At 59.8% G+C, this 18,714-nt stretch carries 17 protein-coding genes; 5 read left to right on the forward strand and 12 right to left on the reverse strand.

Going from position 1 to position 18,714, the window contains the following annotated elements; all coding sequences use genetic code 11:
• Positions 1 to 49: 49 nt before the first annotated feature.
• The 9 genes from ABCV34_RS12595 to petA all read right to left on the reverse strand — a co-directional run bounded on the left by ABCV34_RS12595 (position 50) and on the right by petA (position 9,651).
• Positions 50 to 523 (reverse strand): hypothetical protein, encoded by a 474-nt coding sequence (locus ABCV34_RS12595; RefSeq protein ID WP_345796555.1) that lies wholly within the window; start codon positions 521 to 523, stop codon positions 50 to 52.
• Positions 520 to 2,427, reverse strand: coding sequence for a hypothetical protein (locus ABCV34_RS12600; protein WP_345796556.1), 1,908 nt, complete (start codon positions 2,425 to 2,427; stop codon positions 520 to 522). The genes ABCV34_RS12595 and ABCV34_RS12600 overlap by 4 nt, the downstream gene beginning before the upstream one ends.
• Positions 2,417 to 3,916: a site-specific integrase gene (locus ABCV34_RS12605; protein WP_345796557.1), complete on the reverse strand. Its 1,500-nt coding sequence runs from the start codon at positions 3,914 to 3,916 to the stop codon at positions 2,417 to 2,419. Before ABCV34_RS12605 ends, ABCV34_RS12600 begins: the two co-directional genes overlap by 11 nt.
• A complete protein-coding gene (locus tag ABCV34_RS12610; protein ID WP_345796558.1) occupies positions 3,913 to 5,106 on the reverse strand; it encodes a site-specific integrase in 1,194 nt (397 codons plus the stop codon). Before ABCV34_RS12610 ends, ABCV34_RS12605 begins: the two co-directional genes overlap by 4 nt.
• A gap of 488 nt (positions 5,107 to 5,594) precedes the next feature.
• Complete coding sequence (locus ABCV34_RS12615; protein WP_345796559.1) at positions 5,595 to 6,032, reverse strand: ClpXP protease specificity-enhancing factor; 438 nt, start codon at positions 6,030 to 6,032, stop codon at positions 5,595 to 5,597.
• Position 6,033: 1 nt separating this feature from the next.
• On the reverse strand, positions 6,034 to 6,642 hold the full coding sequence (locus ABCV34_RS12620) for a glutathione S-transferase N-terminal domain-containing protein (RefSeq protein WP_345796560.1): 609 nt from the start codon (positions 6,640 to 6,642) through the stop codon (positions 6,034 to 6,036).
• A 54-nt stretch (positions 6,643 to 6,696) separates the two neighbouring features.
• Positions 6,697 to 7,542, reverse strand: a complete 846-nt coding sequence (locus tag ABCV34_RS12625; RefSeq protein WP_345796561.1) for a cytochrome c1 — start codon at positions 7,540 to 7,542, stop codon at positions 6,697 to 6,699.
• A 32-nt stretch (positions 7,543 to 7,574) separates the two neighbouring features.
• On the reverse strand, positions 7,575 to 8,960 hold the full coding sequence (locus ABCV34_RS12630) for a cytochrome bc complex cytochrome b subunit (protein ID WP_345796562.1): 1,386 nt from the start codon (positions 8,958 to 8,960) through the stop codon (positions 7,575 to 7,577).
• A gap of 43 nt (positions 8,961 to 9,003) precedes the next feature.
• Entirely contained in the window at positions 9,004 to 9,651 is a 648-nt protein-coding gene (gene petA / locus ABCV34_RS12635) for a ubiquinol-cytochrome c reductase iron-sulfur subunit (protein ID WP_345796563.1), read from the reverse strand.
• Positions 9,652 to 9,813: 162 nt separating this feature from the next.
• On the opposite strand from petA, the gene mscL reads away from it, so the two are divergent.
• Entirely contained in the window at positions 9,814 to 10,266 is a 453-nt protein-coding gene (gene mscL, locus ABCV34_RS12640) for a large conductance mechanosensitive channel protein MscL (RefSeq protein ID WP_345796564.1), read from the forward strand.
• Between the two features lie 347 nt (positions 10,267 to 10,613).
• Here the strand turns inward: mscL and ABCV34_RS12645 are convergent, their stop codons facing one another.
• Entirely contained in the window at positions 10,614 to 11,393 is a 780-nt protein-coding gene (locus tag ABCV34_RS12645) for a Nif3-like dinuclear metal center hexameric protein (RefSeq protein ID WP_345796565.1), read from the reverse strand.
• A gap of 38 nt (positions 11,394 to 11,431) precedes the next feature.
• Between ABCV34_RS12645 and ABCV34_RS12650 the strand changes: the two genes are divergently transcribed.
• Positions 11,432 to 12,586, forward strand: coding sequence for a trypsin-like peptidase domain-containing protein (locus ABCV34_RS12650; RefSeq protein WP_345798779.1), 1,155 nt, complete (start codon positions 11,432 to 11,434; stop codon positions 12,584 to 12,586).
• Here the strand turns inward: ABCV34_RS12650 and hemB are convergent.
• Positions 12,583 to 13,593, reverse strand: coding sequence for a porphobilinogen synthase (hemB, locus tag ABCV34_RS12655; RefSeq protein ID WP_345796566.1), 1,011 nt, complete (start codon positions 13,591 to 13,593; stop codon positions 12,583 to 12,585). The two genes, ABCV34_RS12650 and hemB, sit on opposite strands and share 4 nt — an antisense overlap.
• 19 nt (positions 13,594 to 13,612) lie before the next feature.
• Entirely contained in the window at positions 13,613 to 14,236 is a 624-nt protein-coding gene (gene yihA, locus ABCV34_RS12660) for a ribosome biogenesis GTP-binding protein YihA/YsxC (RefSeq protein ID WP_345796567.1), read from the reverse strand.
• Between the two features lie 188 nt (positions 14,237 to 14,424).
• Between yihA and ABCV34_RS12665 the strand changes: the two genes are divergently transcribed.
• From ABCV34_RS12665 to ccsB, 3 genes are all read left to right on the forward strand, one after another.
• Positions 14,425 to 15,117 carry a c-type cytochrome gene (locus tag ABCV34_RS12665; protein ID WP_345796568.1) on the forward strand — a complete coding sequence of 231 codons (693 nt, stop codon included), beginning with the start codon at positions 14,425 to 14,427 and terminating at the stop codon, positions 15,115 to 15,117.
• A 197-nt stretch (positions 15,118 to 15,314) separates the two neighbouring features.
• Complete coding sequence (locus ABCV34_RS12670; protein WP_345796569.1) at positions 15,315 to 17,363, forward strand: cytochrome c biogenesis protein ResB; 2,049 nt, start codon at positions 15,315 to 15,317, stop codon at positions 17,361 to 17,363.
• Positions 17,353 to 18,714 (forward strand): c-type cytochrome biogenesis protein CcsB, encoded by a 1,362-nt coding sequence (gene ccsB, locus ABCV34_RS12675; protein WP_345796570.1) that lies wholly within the window; start codon positions 17,353 to 17,355, stop codon positions 18,712 to 18,714. The genes ABCV34_RS12670 and ccsB overlap by 11 nt, the downstream gene beginning before the upstream one ends.

Genomic DNA, 18,714 nt, shown 5'->3' on the forward strand with positions numbered 1-18,714 from the left:
ACTGAGCTAAACCGGCATAACAAAAAAGTATAGCAGATTGCAAGAGGGCTCACCGACCCTCATCCTTCTTTTTGAGGGGCAGGCTGACCACTTCAGCACGTTGTGGAAAAGCGCTGACGTTTTCAAGAACATCACCAATCTTCTTGTATTCTGCCCAGAAGCGTGTAAGCGCGGGCATTCCGCCAGAAGTGGCAACAGCCCTTACACATGCTGCATGCGAGACAATTAGAGCTTTCACCTGCTCCTCAAGCTCGGAGACCCGCTCTGCTTGACGACCAAGTTTGTCCGAAAGTGATGCTGCCTTTGCGACAAAAGGATTCAGGTTGTTCCGTAGCTGCAATTGCCTGCTCTGAGCCTGCTCAATCAGCGCCATTCGTTCTGTGTTGCGAGTGAAGGCGGAGGCAGTGCGCAGAAAGGCATGCCTACGAGCAACTTCGCGGACAGTAATTGTCACGTTTGAGGCAAGCAACTCGTCTAAAAGGCCTGCGAGAACGATATGGTCTGTATCTCGCTTTGATTTCATGTGAAGATGTCCTTCTTCGGAGCGGAGTGGTCATTACCCTCGCTGAAGACTGTGTCACCAGGTTGGGCCTTTAGGGCTGCATCTACTCCGCTTAGGAGCCGCTCTGCGTGAACGATTTGATTTTTCCGGCCAATAGAAGTCACCGGTTTTGCCGCAGCAGCACTCCTCATCTCTGCAAGACGGCCACGCAACTCTTCCAAAGCAATGCGATGCTCGTCATTACCGCTTGCAATGAAGTGCTTGCACGAATCAAAACACTTAAGGTGTCTCGCACATGGATTCATTGCAAAGCTGGTGGTGCAGAAACCAAACGGAGTAACGTGGAATCCATCCGAATTGGCTGCAATATAGCTGAATGCGGCCTCATCCCCGTGCTCCTTTTGAATGCGCTGAAAAGACTGTGAGATATGGCTTTGCGTTGCGAAGCCAGACACTATCATCTTCGCTACGATTTCTTGGGTGGTTCCTGGTGCAATATTGTCACTAGCACTGGGAGGGAGCTGTACAAAAGACAGTTTCTCCGAAAGACTCCTGTGGTCATACTCATAGCTCTGTTGAATGGAGCTTCGTCCGAAATGTTGCGTAATGATGGTGTCGGGGACGTTGAGCCTGAACAACTCTGTATTCATTAAGTGACGTAATGAATGCGGATTGATTTGCATAGAACAACTACTGTCTGACTTGCCGTATCGACTAAAGATAGAGCTCCGGCCAGGTCGTACCCCAAGGCCCAAAAAGGGATAAAAGCTGCTCTCTGCAATAGTTTCTATTTCTGTGTTGCATGGAATTTCAATGGGGAGTTCGCCCGTGCCGCCTTGAATTACCAAGAAAAGCATGTCAGCGATAGTCAGATTCACCCCAGCTGAAGTTTGGAACTGACGGCAACTGCTTGTGCCGCTTCTCAATGTCCGGCGCAGTGGCGCGGTCGCCACAAGTGCTGCCGATACCGCGTCCACGACAAGCTGATGAAATCGTTCTGGAATCCATTGATAGTCCTCGACCAGCAGGTCCGGACGTCCTTGCTCTCTTTTCTCTCCAAAGTAGCGCAGTCTGAGAGACCGACTGGTTCCACCAACGTCACCTGCGGGCTTGCCTGTAACAATATCGGTATGCTCCTCCCAGCGCAAGCAGTCCTCTGGAAGCAACAATATTTCGTTAAGCCTCAACCCGGTGAGCAGCAATAATTTGGTAGCGCAAAAGCGGACGCTGTCCTGGTGTCCGAATGGCTGCTCGTGGAATAGAATCCTTGTCAACTCATGTAGTGATTCAGCCTGTGGAAGTTTCTTCTCAGACTTTCGTTCAGCAAACCCAGAAGCCAATTGAGCCTTTGATTCTTCGCGCAGCTCCGGCGCCAGGGGTGAGTGACGCGATATCATCTTCTGATTAATTAGCTTAACCAGAACGCTCATTATCGATAGTGTCTTTACGTTATTGCTTTCCAGTGCTACGAAACGATTGAAATCATCTGTATTGAGATTCCATGGACTCTTTGCTGTCACCGAAAATAATTTTCTAAACACTCGTAGTTCATGCCTAACGGTGCGTGGAGTTATGGATTCCTTACACCGATGAGCAACTACCGCCTTCAGGAAATCCTGCGTGTCTGATGGCAAAATCAGGCATGAGGGCAATAAGGACTCTGGCCAGCCTTCTGCCAGAGCCCGAGCTCTGACACTACTATCGATGGATAAGCTAGTTATGCGAGCCGCATTCCGCGCATGACTACCAGTTAATTGTCTGAGGTCCCATTGATAGGCTTTATGGATATCACCCTTGTCATCGACTGGGGTTTCCCATGATAGGCCCTTCAGTTCGACAAATGCCCGTGAGCGCTTGATGAATGACGTGTAGCTGTCTGGTGGCGTTCCGACGCCACGAGAAAATATTTTAAGCTTAGCCATCATGGGACCCAAGGATGCGTTTCGATTCTTCGAGTGCTTTCTGTGCACCCGCAAGAGCCTTCGTCATTTGAAGGTAAGCTGGACTTTGCTCTGACCTCCCATTGCCAAGGAACGTCAGTATTTGCTCACGCATTCCTGCTATGGCCTCCATGTGAGCAGCAGGATTCAGCGCCGGGATGTACTTTGGACAGCTGTAGCACGAAGATACTGGGTCATACCCGCAAGAGCTTTGGCCAGAACTGCACTGACCGATTCCAGCGATAAGCCGCGCACCTACCACGCCGCCAATCTGCTGCTCTTCCGGCATGCGGCTTAGCTCTTCGATGGAAACGAACTTTCCCGAAGCCAGCGAGAGGATGGAGTTATATAGCGGGGATGTCCCCAACGCGAGATTTATCAGGGCAACCTGTTGTCGGCTAGCACGGATATAAGTGGTAGCAGCGTTTTCATTGGAATGCCCCAAGAACCACTTTAAGCTTCGCCTACTGTGCCCGGCATCAGCCAGGGCCTGTGCAGAGGTGTGTCGCAATTGCTTGGCGGTGAAATTGACCTTTACTCCGACTTCGGCACACACTCGCTTTACCTTGGTCCAGAGCTTCGGCGCAGAGCTGTCGCCAAATAGGCGGTCTCGTCCAGATGACTGTGCAAATTCTCTTAACCTAATGACCGGATGGGACCACTCTTGTTTTATCTGACGCGCCATCTCGCCATCTACGGTTTTTCCAGTCCTTTGCTTTGCTGTATGAAACGATACGACGCAGATGGTGTCGTCGGCCGCATCGGTAAAGGTCCAAATATTTTCAAGTCTCAACGAGAGTAATTGAACAGGGCGCATGCCATGCTGAAAAATTAGCGCTAGTGCCGCTAATCCTTCGGCTTGCCTCTCCGATAGGTGTGTTCTTTCTGCTCCGTTATCCAATACCTTTACCAACTGGGATTGGACCTCTAGGCTAAGGAGTTGCTCACGACGTCGCAGGCGGCTTTGTTGGGCGGCAAGCGAAGGGTTTGCCCTTGTATCAAGGCTTCCAACTAAATCCTCATGCTCATTCCGCCAGGGCCCTAAGGATGACAAAACTGCAAGCTTAAGGAGGGCCTTTCCTGCTTTTGCAGTGTCAATTGTTTTGACGTGCCCCTCCCACAGGTCCTCCAACTCCGAAGGGCCACCTTCGAGTATCTTGATATAAAGGCCCCAGTGCGCAAGTAAGGAGCGAGTGAACTTATAAATGGACGAAGGGGCATGGTCTCGCTGTGTCAGCATTATGAGCTTCTGCTGCAGCGCACCTCTCTCTCCAGGGAGAAAGTCGAAACTAACGCTGTGACCTTGAACAAAAAATGTCCAAGTAGAGGCGCCCGTCATTAGGCTTACTTCAACGTCTGCGTACTTGTCATATATCTTAAATATGACCGGCGAGACCGGCCACGCCCAAGTGAGCAGGTTTTCGGGGGGAGTGCCAGAAACTTCAACTAAGTCCGGCCGTTGAGTAGCGCTCATTCTATTCCTTGTCGCAGGAGTTCAACCTTTTTATCGAATAGGTCATTCCATGATTTAAGCAGGTCGTCATGGATAGCAGCGCGCGCGTATAGGGCCGGTTCATCGGATTCAATAGCCCAGCCAAAGAAGGCTCTCATGCGTTGGAACGCGAGCTCTCGATTTGAATCGGTTGCGATGAATAACGCATATCTGACAGTTGCGCAGGTATGTCGGAGGTCGTGAGGCGAGATATGCTGCTTACCTCCGGTTCGCTCTCTAAACCGCTGCAAAGCCTGCGGCTCCAGTCTTTCGGAAAAGTCCACCAACATCTTATTGACACTTTCAGCTGACAACGGCTTGCTTGTGCTCGACGTTAGCAAGAAGTTATGCTGAGCGACATCCCCTCGGAAGTCCGCAACGTAGTTTTCGACAAGGGATGCGAGTTCATAAGAAATTGGCACTTGTCGATGCGCGTTTGCAGTCTTCATACTGGGCCGGGTGGCTCTACTGTCGTTGATGGTATTGTCTTCTGTTGTTGTTACATCCAGCCAGTATTGGAGCTCACCGGTTTTTGGTTCTATGTCGTGCTTGAGGGAATCAACGGTTAGAAGCAATACCTCACTTCTCCTTAAACCGCATAGCAGCATCAAGAGCAAAATAAGCCAATTCCGGATTTGTATTGCTCGACTCTTAATCGGGTTGCGGATAGATGCCGGCTGAGCGATTGCTAACAGGTCTGTGAGAGTCCTATCGGGCAGGGAGCGGGCAAATTTAATACAACCCCGCTTCGGGGGCCTTATACGCCCAGTCCCTTTGAGCGCTCCGATAACAGCTCGCCAGGAGTCATCCTTAATGGCCCAGTATCTGGCAAAGTAGAGAACAAATCCTCGCACAGCATCCCAAGACTGGACATCCGTGGTGGTGTATTTTGTGTTAGATGTCAATCCCACATAAAAGTCATCCGCCATGCGATGTACTCGTGCAGCGTTAGACTCTCCGAGCGCAGAGTCCAGTGAGTCAATGCCGAACTTGGTGTCGCAATGCCGATAGAAATTATCGATATGACGCAGTCTAGTGATTAGAGTGTTAGCTGCCCAGCCTTTCCCTGCCGTCATCACCACCCAGGCTGTCGCCCAAAAGCGCGGCCTACCAGGGGAGCGCTCCGAGGTGATGATATAGCGTGGGCTAGCTCCTGTATCTACGATGGCCATGGCGAGGCTACAGCCCTTTCTCGTGGAGCAGGCGCACAGCATCCGTAAAGTTGATTTGCGCCAGATACATGACCAAGTCAACCGCACCACCGCCGCCTCTGGCTGCACGCGGGTCCCAAAATTTGGGACCGGTCAGAATGAGTTCAAACTCACGACTACCATAGCGTGCGTGCCATCTTGATGAAAGAGGGGACTTCAGGGGGGAGTACGAGACGTCGCGCTTCGCATAATGCGCTAAGGATGGCAATACATCGGCGGCAGGTAGCGAACGCCACCGCGCAAGCACGGACTTATCCACAGCCATTTGCCCTCCCCCAGGCCCCCACCTGCTACTCGCCTATCAAAGATAGGCAAACAACAACACCCGTGGGATGCTACCTCTTATGGGGCAGTAAAGCAACACGCCATAGACTTACACATTAAAGTGAGCTGCTCTACCAACTGAGCTAAGCCGGCCAAGGACCGCCATTCTACAGGAACAGCGGGTTTTATTTGACGATCTTCAGGTGCGACGGCTTGGGGCCGTCTGGCGAGTCGTCGCCCGAAGATGCCGGTGCCAGGGTCGAGGGTGTGGCGGTCGGCTGGGACTCGTCCCCCCCCGGGTAAGGCTGGGATGCCACGACCTCGAACCCCATGCCCGCGCCGGTTTCCCGGGCGTAGATCGCCGAGATGGCCGCGACCGGGATGAACAGATGTTCGACCATACCGTTGAAGCGGGACTCGAACTCGATGTATTCATTGCCCAGCGTCAGGCGGTTGGTGGCCAGGGGGCTGATGTTCAGCGTGATCTGGCCGTCGTGCACGTGCGCGACCGGGACCACGGTGTTGGCATCCACAGTGACCACCAGGTAGGGCGTATAGCCGTTGTCCGTGCACCACTCGTGCAGGGCACGGATCAGATACGGCTTGGTCGAGGTTTCCTGCATATCAGCGACGCATGACCTTTTCGGACGGCGTCAGAGCCTCGATGTAGGCCGGGCGGGAGAACAGGCGCTCGGCGTATTTCTGGATCGGCGCGGCGCTCTTGGGCAGTTCGATGCCGTAATGCGCCAGGCGCCACAGCAGCGGCGCCACAGCCACGTCCAGCATGGAGAACTCTTCGCCCAGCATGAACTTGTTCTTCACGAGCAGCGGCGCCAGCTGGGCCAGGCGGTCACGGATGTTGGCCCGTGCCGTATCGCGGATTTTTTCATCCCGGATGCTGCGGTTTTCCAGTGTGGAGACGTGGACGAACAGTTCCTTTTCGAAGTTGTACAGGAACAGGCGGGTGCGTGCGCGCATGATCGGGTCCGCCGGCATCAACTGCGGATGCGGGAAGCGTTCGTCGATGTATTCGTTGATGATGTTCGATTCGTACAGAATCAGGTCCCGTTCGACCAGGATGGGTACCTGGCCGTAGGGGTTCATGACCGCGATGTCTTCCGGCTTGTTGTACAAGTCGATGTCGCGGATCTCGAAATCCATACCTTTCTCGAACAGCACGAAACGGCAGCGTTGCGAAAATGGGCAGGTCGTCCCGGAATAGAGCACCATCATGTCGTGGATTCCAATACAGAAAAAGCGGGGGATGCGCCCCGAGGGGCGCATGATTTATCGGACATGCTTCCAGTAGGCCTTGTTCATGCGGATCGCCACGAACAGGAACAGGAACAGGAACAGCATCACCCAGACGCCGATCTGCTTGCGTTCCAGTTGCCCGGGTTCGGACATCCAGCCCAGGAAATTGCTGATATCGGCGACGTTGCTCTCGAACTGGGAGAAGGTCTTCTGGTCGGCGGAATCGAAGCGCCCGGTCGTGGAAGCCTCGCCAGTGTAGTCGGTCAGGGTTTCGTTCTTGACGGTCGGGAAACCGGCGGCGTCATAGACCGTGGTCGTGCGTTGCCAGTGCTCGGCGCCCTTGGCGTCGGCGACCTGGTGGACCGTGATGTCCGTGTAGCTGCGGGGGCCTTCGAGTTCCCAGAGCGCGTTAGGCATCGCTACGCTGGGGAACACGACATTGTTCCAGCCGGTCTTTTTCGATGTGTCGCGGTAGAAGCTGCGCAGGTACGTGTAGATGTAGTCCACGCCGGACGGACCGAAGTTCGTGTTCTTCGCGCGGGCCATCACGGACAGGTCCGGAGGGGCTGCGCCGAACCATTTTTTAGCATCCGCGGGCGTCATGGAGACCGTCATCAGATCGCCGATCTTGTCGCGAGAGAACAGCAGGTTTTTCTTGATCTCGTTTTCGGTCAGGCCCAGGTCCATGAGTTTGTTGTAGCGCATGGAGTTGGCGCTGTGGCAGTTCAGGCAGTAGTTGACGAACAGCTTCGCGCCGTTCTGCAGAGCTGCCAGATCAGTGATGCGGTCCGGGGCGCGGTCCAGATGCGGCCCGCCTTCCGCGAAGGCGAGCGTGCAGGTCAGGGACAGGGCCAGGGCACCGAGCAGTTTTTTGATCATGATCTTTCCGTAACAGTCAGTCGAGAGGCCTATCAATGAGCGCGGAACGTGACGCGGGTCGGGACCGGCTTGAATGTGCCGAGTCGGCTCCAGACGGGCATCGCCAGGAAGAACGCCAGGTAGATGACCGAGCAGATCTGGCCCAGGGTCGTGAAGGTCGGCGTCACAGGTTGCGTGCCGAGCCAGCCCAGGATCAGGAAATCGGCGATGAAGACCGCGTACAGGAATTTGTGCCACGACGGACGATAGCGGATCGATTTCACGGGGGAATGATCCAGCCACGGCAGGAAGAACAGGATGACGACGGCGCCGCCCATGGACACCACACCCCAGAATTTCGCGTCCAGCGTCCTCATCAGGATGGCCACGATGATCAGGATCGCCGGTACGGCCAAGCGCCAGATGCCCGAGAGCTTGCCCTTGACGAACAGTGCCAGGGCGGCGATCACGGCACCGGCCGACAGGACCCAGGTGAAGTCGCTGGTCGTGGCGCGGAGCATCGTGTAGAACGGCGTGAAATACCAGACCGGCGCGATGTGCGGCGGCGTCTTCAGCGGATCGGCCGGGATGAAATTGTTGTATTCCAGGAAGTAGCCGCCCATTTCGGGGCCGAAGAAAATGATCGCGGCAAACACGATCAGGAAGCCCGCCACGCCGACCACGTCATGCACGGAGTAGTAGGGGTGGAAGGGGATGCCGTCGACCGGATGGCCGTATTTGTCCTTCGGGCCCTGCTTGATTTCGACGCCGTCGGGGTTGTTCGAGCCCACTTCGTGCAGCGCGATGATGTGCGCCACGACCAGGCCGATCAGCACCAGCGGGATGGCGATCACGTGAAACGAGAAGAAGCGGTTCAGGGTGGCGTCGGACACCACGTAGTCGCCGCGGATCCACAGGGACAGGTCCGGACCGATGAAGGGGATGGCCGAGAACAGGTTCACGATCACCTGGGCGCCCCAGTAGGACATCTGGCCCCAGGGCAGCAGGTAGCCGAAGAAGGCCTCGCCCATCAGCGACAGGAAAATCCCCACGCCGAAGATCCACACCAGTTCGCGGGGCTTGCGGTAGGACCCGTAGAACAGGCCGCGCAGCATGTGCAGGTAGACCACGACGAAGAACATCGAGGCACCCGTGGAGTGCATGTAGCGGATAAACCAGCCGCCGGGCACTTCGCGCATGATGTATTCGACGGATTCGAAGGCAAAGCGCGCGTCGGGTTTGTAGTTCATCACCAGGAAGATCCCGGTGACGACCTGGAGCACCAGCACCAGCAGGGCGAGCGACCCAAAGAAATACCAGAAGTTGAAGTTTTTCGGAGCATAGTATTCGGACATATGCTCTTTGAACATCTTGGTCAGCGGGAAGCGGCGGTCGACCCAGCCCAGCAACCCGGTCGTTTCAACGTTGTTTTCGGCCATGAACGGCTCCTTCAGTCTCGGGGATCGATGAACGGCGTGTTCATCAGGCCTTGTTGGGGTAGGTGTCCACACCGATCACGACGTGCGTGCCGTCGGGTGAAAACGCATAGGGCGGGACTTCGAGATTGTCGGGAGCTGGCTTGTTCTTGAAGACGCGGCCAGCCAGGTCGAACGTGGAACCGTGACAGGGGCACAGCCAGCCGCCCGGCCAGTCATTGGGCAGGCCCGACTGGGCGCCCGTCTGGAAGTGCGCGGTCGGCGAGCAGCCCAGGTGCGTGCAGATGCCGATACAGATGAAGATTTCGGGTTTGCGTGAACGATATTCGTTTTCGGCGAAGGGCGGCGTGAAGCCGGGGCGCTTGGACAGGGGGTCGGCAAGCTCGCCGTCGTGTTTTGCCAGGTCTTCGAGTTCGGCCTTCGTGCGGCGCACGATCCAGATCGGCTTGCCGCGCCATTCGACGACCATCATCTGGCCCATGGGCAGATTCGAGATGTCGGCCTCGACGGGGGCGCCGGCGGCCTTTGCTTTTTCGGAAGGAGCAAACGAGCCGACAAACGGCACGGCCGTGGCGACACCCGCCACGCCGCCCAGAGTACAGGCCGAAGCCACCCAAAAACGGCGTGAAGGGTCGGGGGGCAGGTTCGGGTCGACCGCGCCCTGCTCGTCGGACTGTGTCGGATTCTGACTCATTTGTAATCCCTGATAGCCGCCCAGCGGGCGGAGGCGTTTGTCAATAAACTGTCTGTGCGCGGGGATGCCGCAGCCTGGGCGGATTCAGGCATCCACGAAGCTCTTCAACCGCGTATTATAGCGTTACGCCCAGTAGGGTAAACCGAGAAGGGGAGACTCAATATGGCCAGCGCACGGGGTTTCATCAAAGAATTCCAGGAATTTGCCGTCAAGGGCAACATGATGGATCTCGCCATCGGCGTGATCATCGGTGGTGCGTTCGGGAAAATCATCGACTCCATCGTCAACGACCTGGTCATGCCGATCATCAATTTCATCGTCGGCGGTAAAGTCAACTTCGACAACCTCTTCTGGGTCATGCGCCTGCCCGAAAATTACGCCGGTCCGATGACGGCCGCCGATCTGACAAAGGCGGGCGCCGTGGTGTTTTCATGGGGGCATTTCCTGACCGTCTTCGTCAATTTCATTCTGCTGGCCCTGGTCGTGTTCATCCTGGTCAAGATGGTGAACAACGCCCGCCGCCGCTTCGAGGCGCCCCCCGCGCCCGCCGCCGCCCCCGCAACCCCCGAAGACGTCCTGCTGCTGCGCGAAATCCGCGACTCGTTGAAGCGATAGTCTTAGGCGCGCATCGGGCGATGACGTCGTCGATCCCAAGCATGACGTCATCGCCCTAATGCCCGGTGCCATAGCGTTACCGCGTGACTGCGTCGCCACCGTGCACCGCACTTCTTTTGGTGCGCGTCTTGTCGGAGAACCCAGGTGTTGGTGGGCAGGTGCCCCAAACTTGCGTCAATCGGCGCGGCCAGGTGCCTGGGGGCACTGTTGGAGCTTACTCGTCCACATCCGGCGAAGCCGCCAGGTTGCGACCTGTGCCACCAGGCACCTGGCCGCGCCGATGAGATCCAACAAAAGAACCCGCATCGCAGCCCGCATCAATGAGATCCAACAAAAGAACCCACTCCTCAAACCGGATTATCGATATCCACAAAAGTGCAAGGCACCCCGAACTGCGCCTCGATCGCCGCGCCCAGCGCCTGCACCCCATAGCGCTCAGTCGCATGATGCCCCGCGCTAATGTACGCACTACCCGTTTCGCGCGCCAGATGCACCGTCGGTTCCGAAATCTCGCCGCTCACGAAACAATCCGCGCCCGCAGCCAGCGCCGCATCCATCATGCTTTGCGCAGCCCCAGTGCACCACGCCAAACGTCGCACCGGCTGATCCAGCTCGCCGATCACCAGCGGCTTGCGCCCCAGACGCTGAGCCACATCGGTCGACAACTCGCCCACCGTGCAGTCCCAGGCGGGCGCGCCCAGCCAGACCAGATTGTCCGGGCCGCAGCGCGTCGGCGTCCCATCCGGCTGGATCTCCGGAGTCCAGTCCATCACCCGCGCCAATTGCGCATTGTTGCCCCATTCCGGGTGGGCATCCAGCGGCAGATGATAGGCGAACAGATTGATCTCCTGGGCCAGCAGAGCCGACAGGCGGCGGTGTTTCGGGCCGCGGATACAGGGATTCTCGTTTTTCCAGAACCAGCCGTGATGCACCAGGATCGCATCGGCGCCGCGGGCGATGGCGGCGTCGATCAGGGCCTGGGATGCCGTCACCCCCGTGACGATGTGGCGAATCTCGGCGCGGCCCTCGACCTGCAGGCCATTAGGGCAATAGTCGCGGAACCGTTCGGGTTGCAGCGTGATGTTCAGCCAGTGTTCCAGCTCCTGACGGGAAATCTGTGGTTTCATAACAAACGTGTCCTTTGCTGATCGGGAAATTCATGCCAATGCGACGATTGTGGCTGATTTTTGCCCAGACCGTGACGGTCTGTCTGGGCGTGCTGTTCTTGGTGTCCACCCTGCGGCCGCAGTGGCTGCCGGGCAATCAACCGCCCGCCGGCAACAGCGTCGCGGGCGGGGCCGCCGGCCCGGCGCTGCCGGTGGTCAGCTACGCTTCGGCGGTCGCCAGGGCGGCGCCGTCAGTGGTCAACGTCTACACGCGCAAGCATGTGGACGTGCCGCTGGTGCCGCTGCCCGCCGATCCTGCGCTGCGGCAGCTGCTGCGCAGCCTGCCGGGTTTCACCCAGCGGCAGAATTCCACCAGCCTGGGGTCGGGCGTGATCGTGCGCGCCGATGGCTATATTCTGACCAACTACCACGTGATCGAGTCCGCCGATTCGATCGAGGTCAGCCTGCGGGACGGCCGCCAGGCGGCGGCGCGCATCGTCGGCACCGACCCGGAAAGCGACCTGGCCGTGCTGAAGATCGATCTGGACAAGCTGCCCACCATCGTCTTCGATCCGGAACAGTCCGTGCGGGTGGGCGACGTGGTGCTGGCGATCGGCAATCCGTTCGGGGTCGGCCAGACGACCACACAGGGCATTGTCTCCGCCCTGGGGCGCAATCGCCTGGGGATCAATACCTACGAAGACTTCATCCAGACCGACGCAGCCATCAACCCGGGCAATTCGGGTGGCGCGCTGATCGATACGCAGGGGCGCCTGGTCGGGATCAACACCGCCATCTACTCCGAAACCGGGGGATCCCTAGGCATCGGCTTTGCGATCCCGTCGGGGCCCGCGCATCAGATCCTGAATCAGATCATCCAGTCCGGCCACGTTCAGCGCGGCTGGCTGGGGCTAGAGCCCCAGGACATCACCCCTGATCTGGCGCAGGCCTTCCACCTGGGCAGCGCGCAGGGCGCGATCGTCGCCCGCGTGCTGCCGCGCGGGCCGGCGGCCCGCGCCGGCGTGCAGGTGGGTGACATCATCCAGTCGCTGGACGGCCAGCCGGTGCGGGATTCCTTCGATCTGCTCAATCGGCTGGCGCCTTTGAAGGCAGGCCATGTCGCCCGCCTGGGCGTGATGCGCAGCGGCAAGACCCTGGCGCTGGACGTGACCGTGGGCGTGCGCCCGGCCGCGCAGCGGCCGGCGGGGCATTAGTTTCGCAGCAGCTTCGCCGCCGCGATGGCGAAATACGTCAGGATCCCGTCGCCGCCCGCCCGTTTGAAGGCCAGCAGCGATTCCATCATCACCTTGTCGTGATCCAGCCAGCCGTTGGCCGCCGCCGCCTTGATCATCGCGTACTCGCCGCTGACCTGATAGGCGTAGGTCGGCATGCCGAAAGCGTCCTTCACCTCGCGCAGCACATCCAGATACGGCAGGCCGGGCTTGACCATCACCATGTCGGCGCCCTCGCGGATGTCCGCGGCGACTTCGCGCAGGGCTTCCAGGCGGTTGGCCGGATCCATCTGGTAGGTGGCCTTGTTCGATGTCCCCAGGTTCGCGGCCGATCCCACCGCGTCGCGGAACGGGCCATAGAAGGCGCTGGCGTATTTCGCCGAATACGCCATGATGCGGGTATGGATGCGCCCGCGCCCGTCCAGCGCCTGGCGCACCGCGCCGATGCGCCCGTCCATCATGTCGCTGGGGGCGACGATATCCACGCCGGCCTCGGCGTGGGTCAGCGCCTGGCGCACCAGCATGGCGACCGTGGGCTCGTTGAGCAGTTGGCCGTCCGCGTCGATCAGGCCGTCCTGCCCGTGGCTGGTGTAGGGGTCCAGCGCCACGTCGGTCAGCACGCCCAGCTCGGGGAAATGCCGCTTCAGCAGCGCCACGGTGCGCGGAATCAGGCCGTCCGGGTTGGCGGCCTCGATGCCGTCCGGGGTTTTCAGCGACGGATCGATGTTCGGGAACAGCGCTAGCACGGGGATGCCCAGCTTCAGGCATTCCTCGGCGGTGCGCAGCAGGGTGTCCGGCGAGTGGCGCACGACGTCGGGCATCGAGTCCACCGCTTCGCGGACATTGCTGCCTTCGCGCACGAAGACCGGGTAGATCAGATCGTCGGTGGTCAGGCGGTTCTCGCGCACCAGGCGGCGGGAAAAGTCGTCGCGCCGGTTGCGGCGCAGCCGGACGGTGGGGAAATCGGTGGAAGGAAGGAATGTGGTCATTTTCAGTTCCTGTGGGTCTTCAGGGCACGACCTGCGGAGAAATCCAGTTCTCGATGTGGGCTGCGGCCTCGTCCAGGCCGATCCGGTGGGTGGCGGAGAAGGGCAGCGCGGCCAGCGTGCCGATCTCGGCGAGATCCTTGCGTGCCTGGGCAACAGCCCGTACGCGCTGGCCGTAGGGAAGCTTGTCGGCCTTGGTCAGCAGCGCCAGGGTGGGCAGGCCGCGCAACCCGATCCAGTGCGCCAGGCGCCGGTCCAGGTCAGTGACGCCGCGACGAATGTCGATCAGCAGCACGACACCGGCCAGGCTGGATCGTTCGTGCAGATAGCCGCCCAGGACTTCCGCCCATTCGTCACGGGCGGCGCGGTCGACCGCCGCATAGCCGTAGCCGGGCAGGTCCACCAGAAAGCCCAGCCAGGCATCGGGGGTCATCGGGTCGGGAATCCCGAACAGGTTGATCAGCCGCGTGCGCCCCGGCGTCTTGCTGGAAAAGGCCAGACGCCGCTGATTGGTCAGCACGTTGATGGCCGATGATTTGCCGGAATTGGATCGGCCCGCGAAACAGACTTCGGCGGTGGTGGGGGGCGGAAGCTGGTCCAGGCGGGCGGCTGAAACCGTAAAGCGGGCGCGATGAAGAAGGGACACGTCGGTTTGGAGAGCCGGACCGGCATGGAAGGATACCGGACGAGGGCTGAAAAATGAGGGCCAATGCCTATTGTATAATCTTCGCTTGTATTTGTTACGCCGACCCTCCTGCGCCTGGGCCAGTCTGTGTCGGCGTCTGATTGGCCGCGCCGTCCGGCGCCCGTACCCGAATCACAATCGAGGACTTCATGAAGCGTGCGCTTTCCAGTATGTTCATGGCCGGCAGCCTGGTGCTTGCCGGCGCCCTGCCTGGTTTGGCCCACGCCCAGAGTGCCACCGCGGTACCGGACGCCAAGGCTGGCGAACAGCTCTTCGCCAATGGCGACATGTCGCGCGGCGTGCTGGCCTGTGTCACCTGTCACGGGGCGGGGGGCAACAGCACCATTCCCGCCAATCCCAACCTGGCCGCCATGCCGCACGAATACATCGCCAAACAGCTGCAAGATTTCGTGGCCCAGGGCGATAAAAAGGCCGTGCGCAACGGCCCGGGTGGCGCGCCGTCCATCATGGCTACCATCGCTCCGTCGCTGACGCCCCAGGACATCCAGAACGTCGCCCTGTACCTTTCGCAGCAAAAGCTCGACTGGAACGCGGCGGGCACGGCCAAGCACGAAAAAACCCTCGATCGCGGCCAGCAGATCTGGCGCGCGGGCATCGCCGATCGGCAGGTCCCCGCCTGTGCGGCCTGCCACTCGGCCAATGGTGCCGGCCTGCCGGGCGAATTTCCGCGCCTGGCCGGCCAGCATCCAGAATACATCATGGAACAACTGAAACTCTTCCGCTCGGGCGATCGGGCCAATGCCATCATGGGTGACATCGTCAACCGGATGACCGACCCGGATCTGGCGGCCGTAGCCGATTACGCTGCGGGCTTGCGCTGATATTGCCCTGGGGCTTCCGGGCTGCGCGCAGATGCGGCCGGATGCCTGCGCCAGATTGGCGTAATCCGGGCAATTCCCGGTTGTGCTCAGGGTCTTGGGAGGGGCTCTTCGTACAGCTGGTGTATGGTTGAACTTTAAAATACAAGGGGAGACACGCGCTGGCGCGTCTCCCTTTTTTCTTGAATCGGGCTGCCGTGATGTCTTCTTCCAGTTCCCGTGTGCGTGGCGCGGAAATCATCGAACTGCTGGGTTCGATGCGTTTTGCCATCAGTTTGCTGGTGTTCATCTGTGTCGCCAGCCTGATCGGGACCGTGCTGCCGCAGAACCAGGCGACCAACACCTATATCGATCAGTTCGGCCCCTTCTGGTTCACGGTCTTCGACCAGTTTTCGATCTGGCACATCTACAACAGCCCGTGGTTTCTGCTGATCATGGCTTTTTTGGTGGTGTCCACGACGCTGTGCGTGATGCGCAACGCCCCCAAGATGCTGCGCGACATGCGGTCCTTTCGCGAATACGTGCGTGGATCCAGCCTGCGCGCCTTCCACCACAAGGTCGAGGTGGATAGTGGCCTGACACCCGATCAGGCCGTGGGGCAGGTTGGGGCGCTGCTGCGCGCCCGGGGCTTTCGCTACCGCGTCCGCCAGGACGGCGACAGCCGGATGGTGGCGGCCAAAAAAGGCGCGGCCAACCGCCTCGGGTACATCTTCGCGCACGTGGCTATCGTCGTCATCTGCCTGGGCGGGCTGCTCGACAGCGAACTGCCCGTGCGCCTGCAGACCTGGCTGTTCGACAAGCAACCCATTATCGGCAATATGTTGATTTCGGATGTGCCGGAATCCGGCCGCCTGTCGGCGCGCAACCCCAGCTTTCGCGCCAACATGCTGGTGCCTGACGGAAAACAGAGCAGCATGGGCATCGTGTCCGCTGGCCAGGGGGTGTTGCTGCAGCCCCTGCCGTTCTCGATCCGCCTGAAGAAGTTCTACGTCAAATACTACGACACCGGCATGCCCAGCGACTTCCGCAGCGACGTGGTTGTGACTGATCTGGCCACCGGAAAATCCTTCGACCGCACGATCCAGGTCAACGAGCCCCTGCACTACAAGGGCATCACGGTCTATCAGTCCAGCTTCGATGACGGCGGCAGCACCGTGAAACTGAAAGCCTGGCCGCTGAATGGCGCCAGCACGCAGCCCCAGGACGTCTCCGGTACGATCGGGCGCGAAGAGCGGTTATCCGCCGGTCTGGGGGGCCAGACGGTGGACTTCACGGGCTTGCGGGTCATCAACGTCGAGAACATGAGCACGGGTGGTGATCCGCAGCCGTCCAATCTGATCAAGGACGTCGCCGCCGTCACCGGCAGCGCGGCGCGGCCGCGCAACGACAACCTGCGCAACGTCGGGCCCAGCGTCCAGTACCGCCTGGTTGGGGCCGATGGCCAGGCGCACGAATTCACCCAGTACATGCTGCCGGTGAAGATCGACGACTTCCCGATGTTCCTGATGGGCATGCGCAGCACCTCGGCCGAGCCCTACCGTTATCTGCGTATTCCAGCCGACGGACAGGGCACGATCCAGGAATTCATGCAGCTGCGCGCGGCCCTGGCCGATCCCGCCCTGCGCGAAGAAGCCGCCCATCGTTTCGCCGACCACAATGCGCCGGAAGGCGAACAGCGCGAACTCATGTTCCAGGCGGCCCAGGGCGCCCTGCGCACGTTCTCGCAGAAGGGTTTCAATGGCATCATCGACTCGGCCCCCGCCGATCAACGGGAAAAGATCCTGAATTTCGCCGTTCCGATGATTCAGCTCAGCCTGCAGGAACTGCGTACCCTGATGCGCGAACGGCAGCATCTGCCGGCCTTGCCGGCGGATGGCCCGAGGGCTGAACATGAACAGCAGTGGTTGCGGCTGAGCGTGCTTGCGCTGGCCTCGCTGCCGGATTATCCGGCGCCGGTCGCGCTGCAGCTGTCGGGCTTCGATCAGGTCCAGGCCAGCGTGTTCCAGGTGGCGCGCAGCCCAGGCAAGACCATCGTCTATATCGGTTGCCTCCTGCTGGTGTTGGGGGTATTTTCAATGTTCTACATCCGCGAACGCCGCGTCTGGGTCTGGATCCGGCCCGGCGATACCGGGGGCAGCAGCTGGCTGGCCGCCATGACCACACAGCGGCGCGGCCTGGATTTCAATCACGAATTTGAACGGCTGCGCGATGCCCTGCGCCGCCTCGGAGGAGCCCGCCATGACGACTGATACCCTGACGCATGAATCTCCCGGCCTGTGGCCTCGGGACATGAATACCAGCGGGGACCGCCGGGGCCAGCGCGGACGGCCCGACTGGACGGACTTCGGCTTTTTCCTGCTGCTTGCCGTGGGGGCCGGGTATGTGCTGACCGATTACGGCCAGTTCATGGACTATTACGAAAAGCTGATCCTGATCGGGGCGGTGGGCGTATTCAGCTGGCTGGGCTGGCTGTGGCGGCCCATGCGTACCCTGATGATCGCCAGTGGCCTGACGGCCCTGCTGGCCGTCTGGCTGTACAGCCCCAGCGGCGCTCTGCTGCAGGGCGACCTGTCGCGGGCCGAATCGAACTTCCTGCTGAAATACCTGCTGTCCTCGCAGTCGGCCATCTTGTGGATGTGCGCGCTGTTCGTGCTGGCCACGATCTGTTACTGGATCGGCTTCGCCAGCCGGACGGCGGCCTGGCTGGGCACCGTGCTGACCTGGTCGGCCGTCTATGCCGGCCTGACCGGTTTGCTGGTGCGCTGGCGCGAAGGCCATCTGCTGGGGCCGGACATCGGCCACATCCCAGTCAGCAACCTGTACGAAGTCTTCGTGCTGATGTCGCTCATCACCGCTCTGTTCTACCTGTACTACGAACGCCGCTACGCCACGCGGGCGCTGGGTGGTTTCGTGCTGCTGGTCATCAGCTCGCTGGTGGTGTTCCTATTGTGGTATTCGTTCTCACGCGATGCCTATCAGATCCAGCCCCTGGTGCCGGCCCTCAAAAGCTGGTGGATGAAGCTGCACGTGCCGGCCAATTTCATCGGCTACGGCACCTTCAGTCTGGCGGCCATGGTGGGCTTCGCCTATCTGGTGAAGTCCCATGGCGAGACGCGCAACTGGAAGCCGTTGATCCCGGTCTTCGCGCTGGGCGCCGTGCTGTGCGCCGAACCGTTCGTGTTCGGTTCGCGTGAATTGTCCGCCACCTGGATGCTGTATTTCGGTATCGGCGCCCTGATCGTCGGTGCGATCCTGGCGTTTCGCGCACCGATCGCTCAGCGCCTGCCGTCACTGGAAACGCTCGACGACATCATGTACCGGGCAATTGCCGTCGGTTTCGCCTTCTTTACGGTCGCCACGATCCTGGGCGCGCTGTGGGCGGCCGATGCCTGGGGCACCTACTGGCAATGGGACCCGAAGGAAACCTGGGCGTTGATCGTCTGGCTGAATTACGCCGCCTGGCTGCACATGCGCCTGATGAAGGGTCTGCGCGGCTCGATGGCCGCCTATTGGGCGCTCAGCGGTCTGCTGGTCACCAGCTTCGCCTTCCTGGGTGTGAACATGTTCTTGTCCGGCCTGCATTCCTACGGCGAACTCTGA

It is taken from the genome of Castellaniella sp. MT123 (genome assembly GCF_039614765.1).
Classification (GTDB): Bacteria; Pseudomonadota; Gammaproteobacteria; order Burkholderiales; family Burkholderiaceae_B; genus Castellaniella.

Bases quoted from the DNA above. Each gene is read 5' to 3' on its own strand.
- hemB (WP_345796566.1), bottom strand. From the start codon at position 13,593: ATGACCACATTCCTTCCTTCCACCGATTTCCCCACCGTCCGGCTGCGC.
- ABCV34_RS12595 (WP_345796555.1), bottom strand. From the start codon at position 523: ATGAAATCAAAGCGAGATACAGACCATATCGTTCTCGCAGGCCTTTTA.
- ABCV34_RS12615 (WP_345796559.1), bottom strand. From the start codon at position 6,032: ATGCAGGAAACCTCGACCAAGCCGTATCTGATCCGTGCCCTGCACGAG.
- ABCV34_RS12670 (WP_345796569.1), top strand. From the start codon at position 15,315: ATGTCTTCTTCCAGTTCCCGTGTGCGTGGCGCGGAAATCATCGAACTG.
- ABCV34_RS12645 (WP_345796565.1), bottom strand. From the start codon at position 11,393: ATGAAACCACAGATTTCCCGTCAGGAGCTGGAACACTGGCTGAACATC.
- ABCV34_RS12630 (WP_345796562.1), bottom strand. From the start codon at position 8,960: ATGGCCGAAAACAACGTTGAAACGACCGGGTTGCTGGGCTGGGTCGAC.
- ABCV34_RS12605 (WP_345796557.1), bottom strand. From the start codon at position 3,916: ATGAGCGCTACTCAACGGCCGGACTTAGTTGAAGTTTCTGGCACTCCC.
- ABCV34_RS12665 (WP_345796568.1), top strand. From the start codon at position 14,425: ATGAAGCGTGCGCTTTCCAGTATGTTCATGGCCGGCAGCCTGGTGCTT.
- ABCV34_RS12610 (WP_345796558.1), bottom strand. From the start codon at position 5,106: ATGGCCATCGTAGATACAGGAGCTAGCCCACGCTATATCATCACCTCG.
- ABCV34_RS12625 (WP_345796561.1), bottom strand. From the start codon at position 7,542: ATGATCAAAAAACTGCTCGGTGCCCTGGCCCTGTCCCTGACCTGCACG.
- ccsB (WP_345796570.1), top strand. From the start codon at position 17,353: ATGACGACTGATACCCTGACGCATGAATCTCCCGGCCTGTGGCCTCGG.
- ABCV34_RS12620 (WP_345796560.1), bottom strand. From the start codon at position 6,642: ATGATGGTGCTCTATTCCGGGACGACCTGCCCATTTTCGCAACGCTGC.
- petA (WP_345796563.1), bottom strand. From the start codon at position 9,651: ATGAGTCAGAATCCGACACAGTCCGACGAGCAGGGCGCGGTCGACCCG.
- ABCV34_RS12650 (WP_345798779.1), top strand. From the start codon at position 11,432: ATGCGACGATTGTGGCTGATTTTTGCCCAGACCGTGACGGTCTGTCTG.
- ABCV34_RS12600 (WP_345796556.1), bottom strand. From the start codon at position 2,427: ATGATGGCTAAGCTTAAAATATTTTCTCGTGGCGTCGGAACGCCACCA.
- mscL (WP_345796564.1), top strand. From the start codon at position 9,814: ATGGCCAGCGCACGGGGTTTCATCAAAGAATTCCAGGAATTTGCCGTC.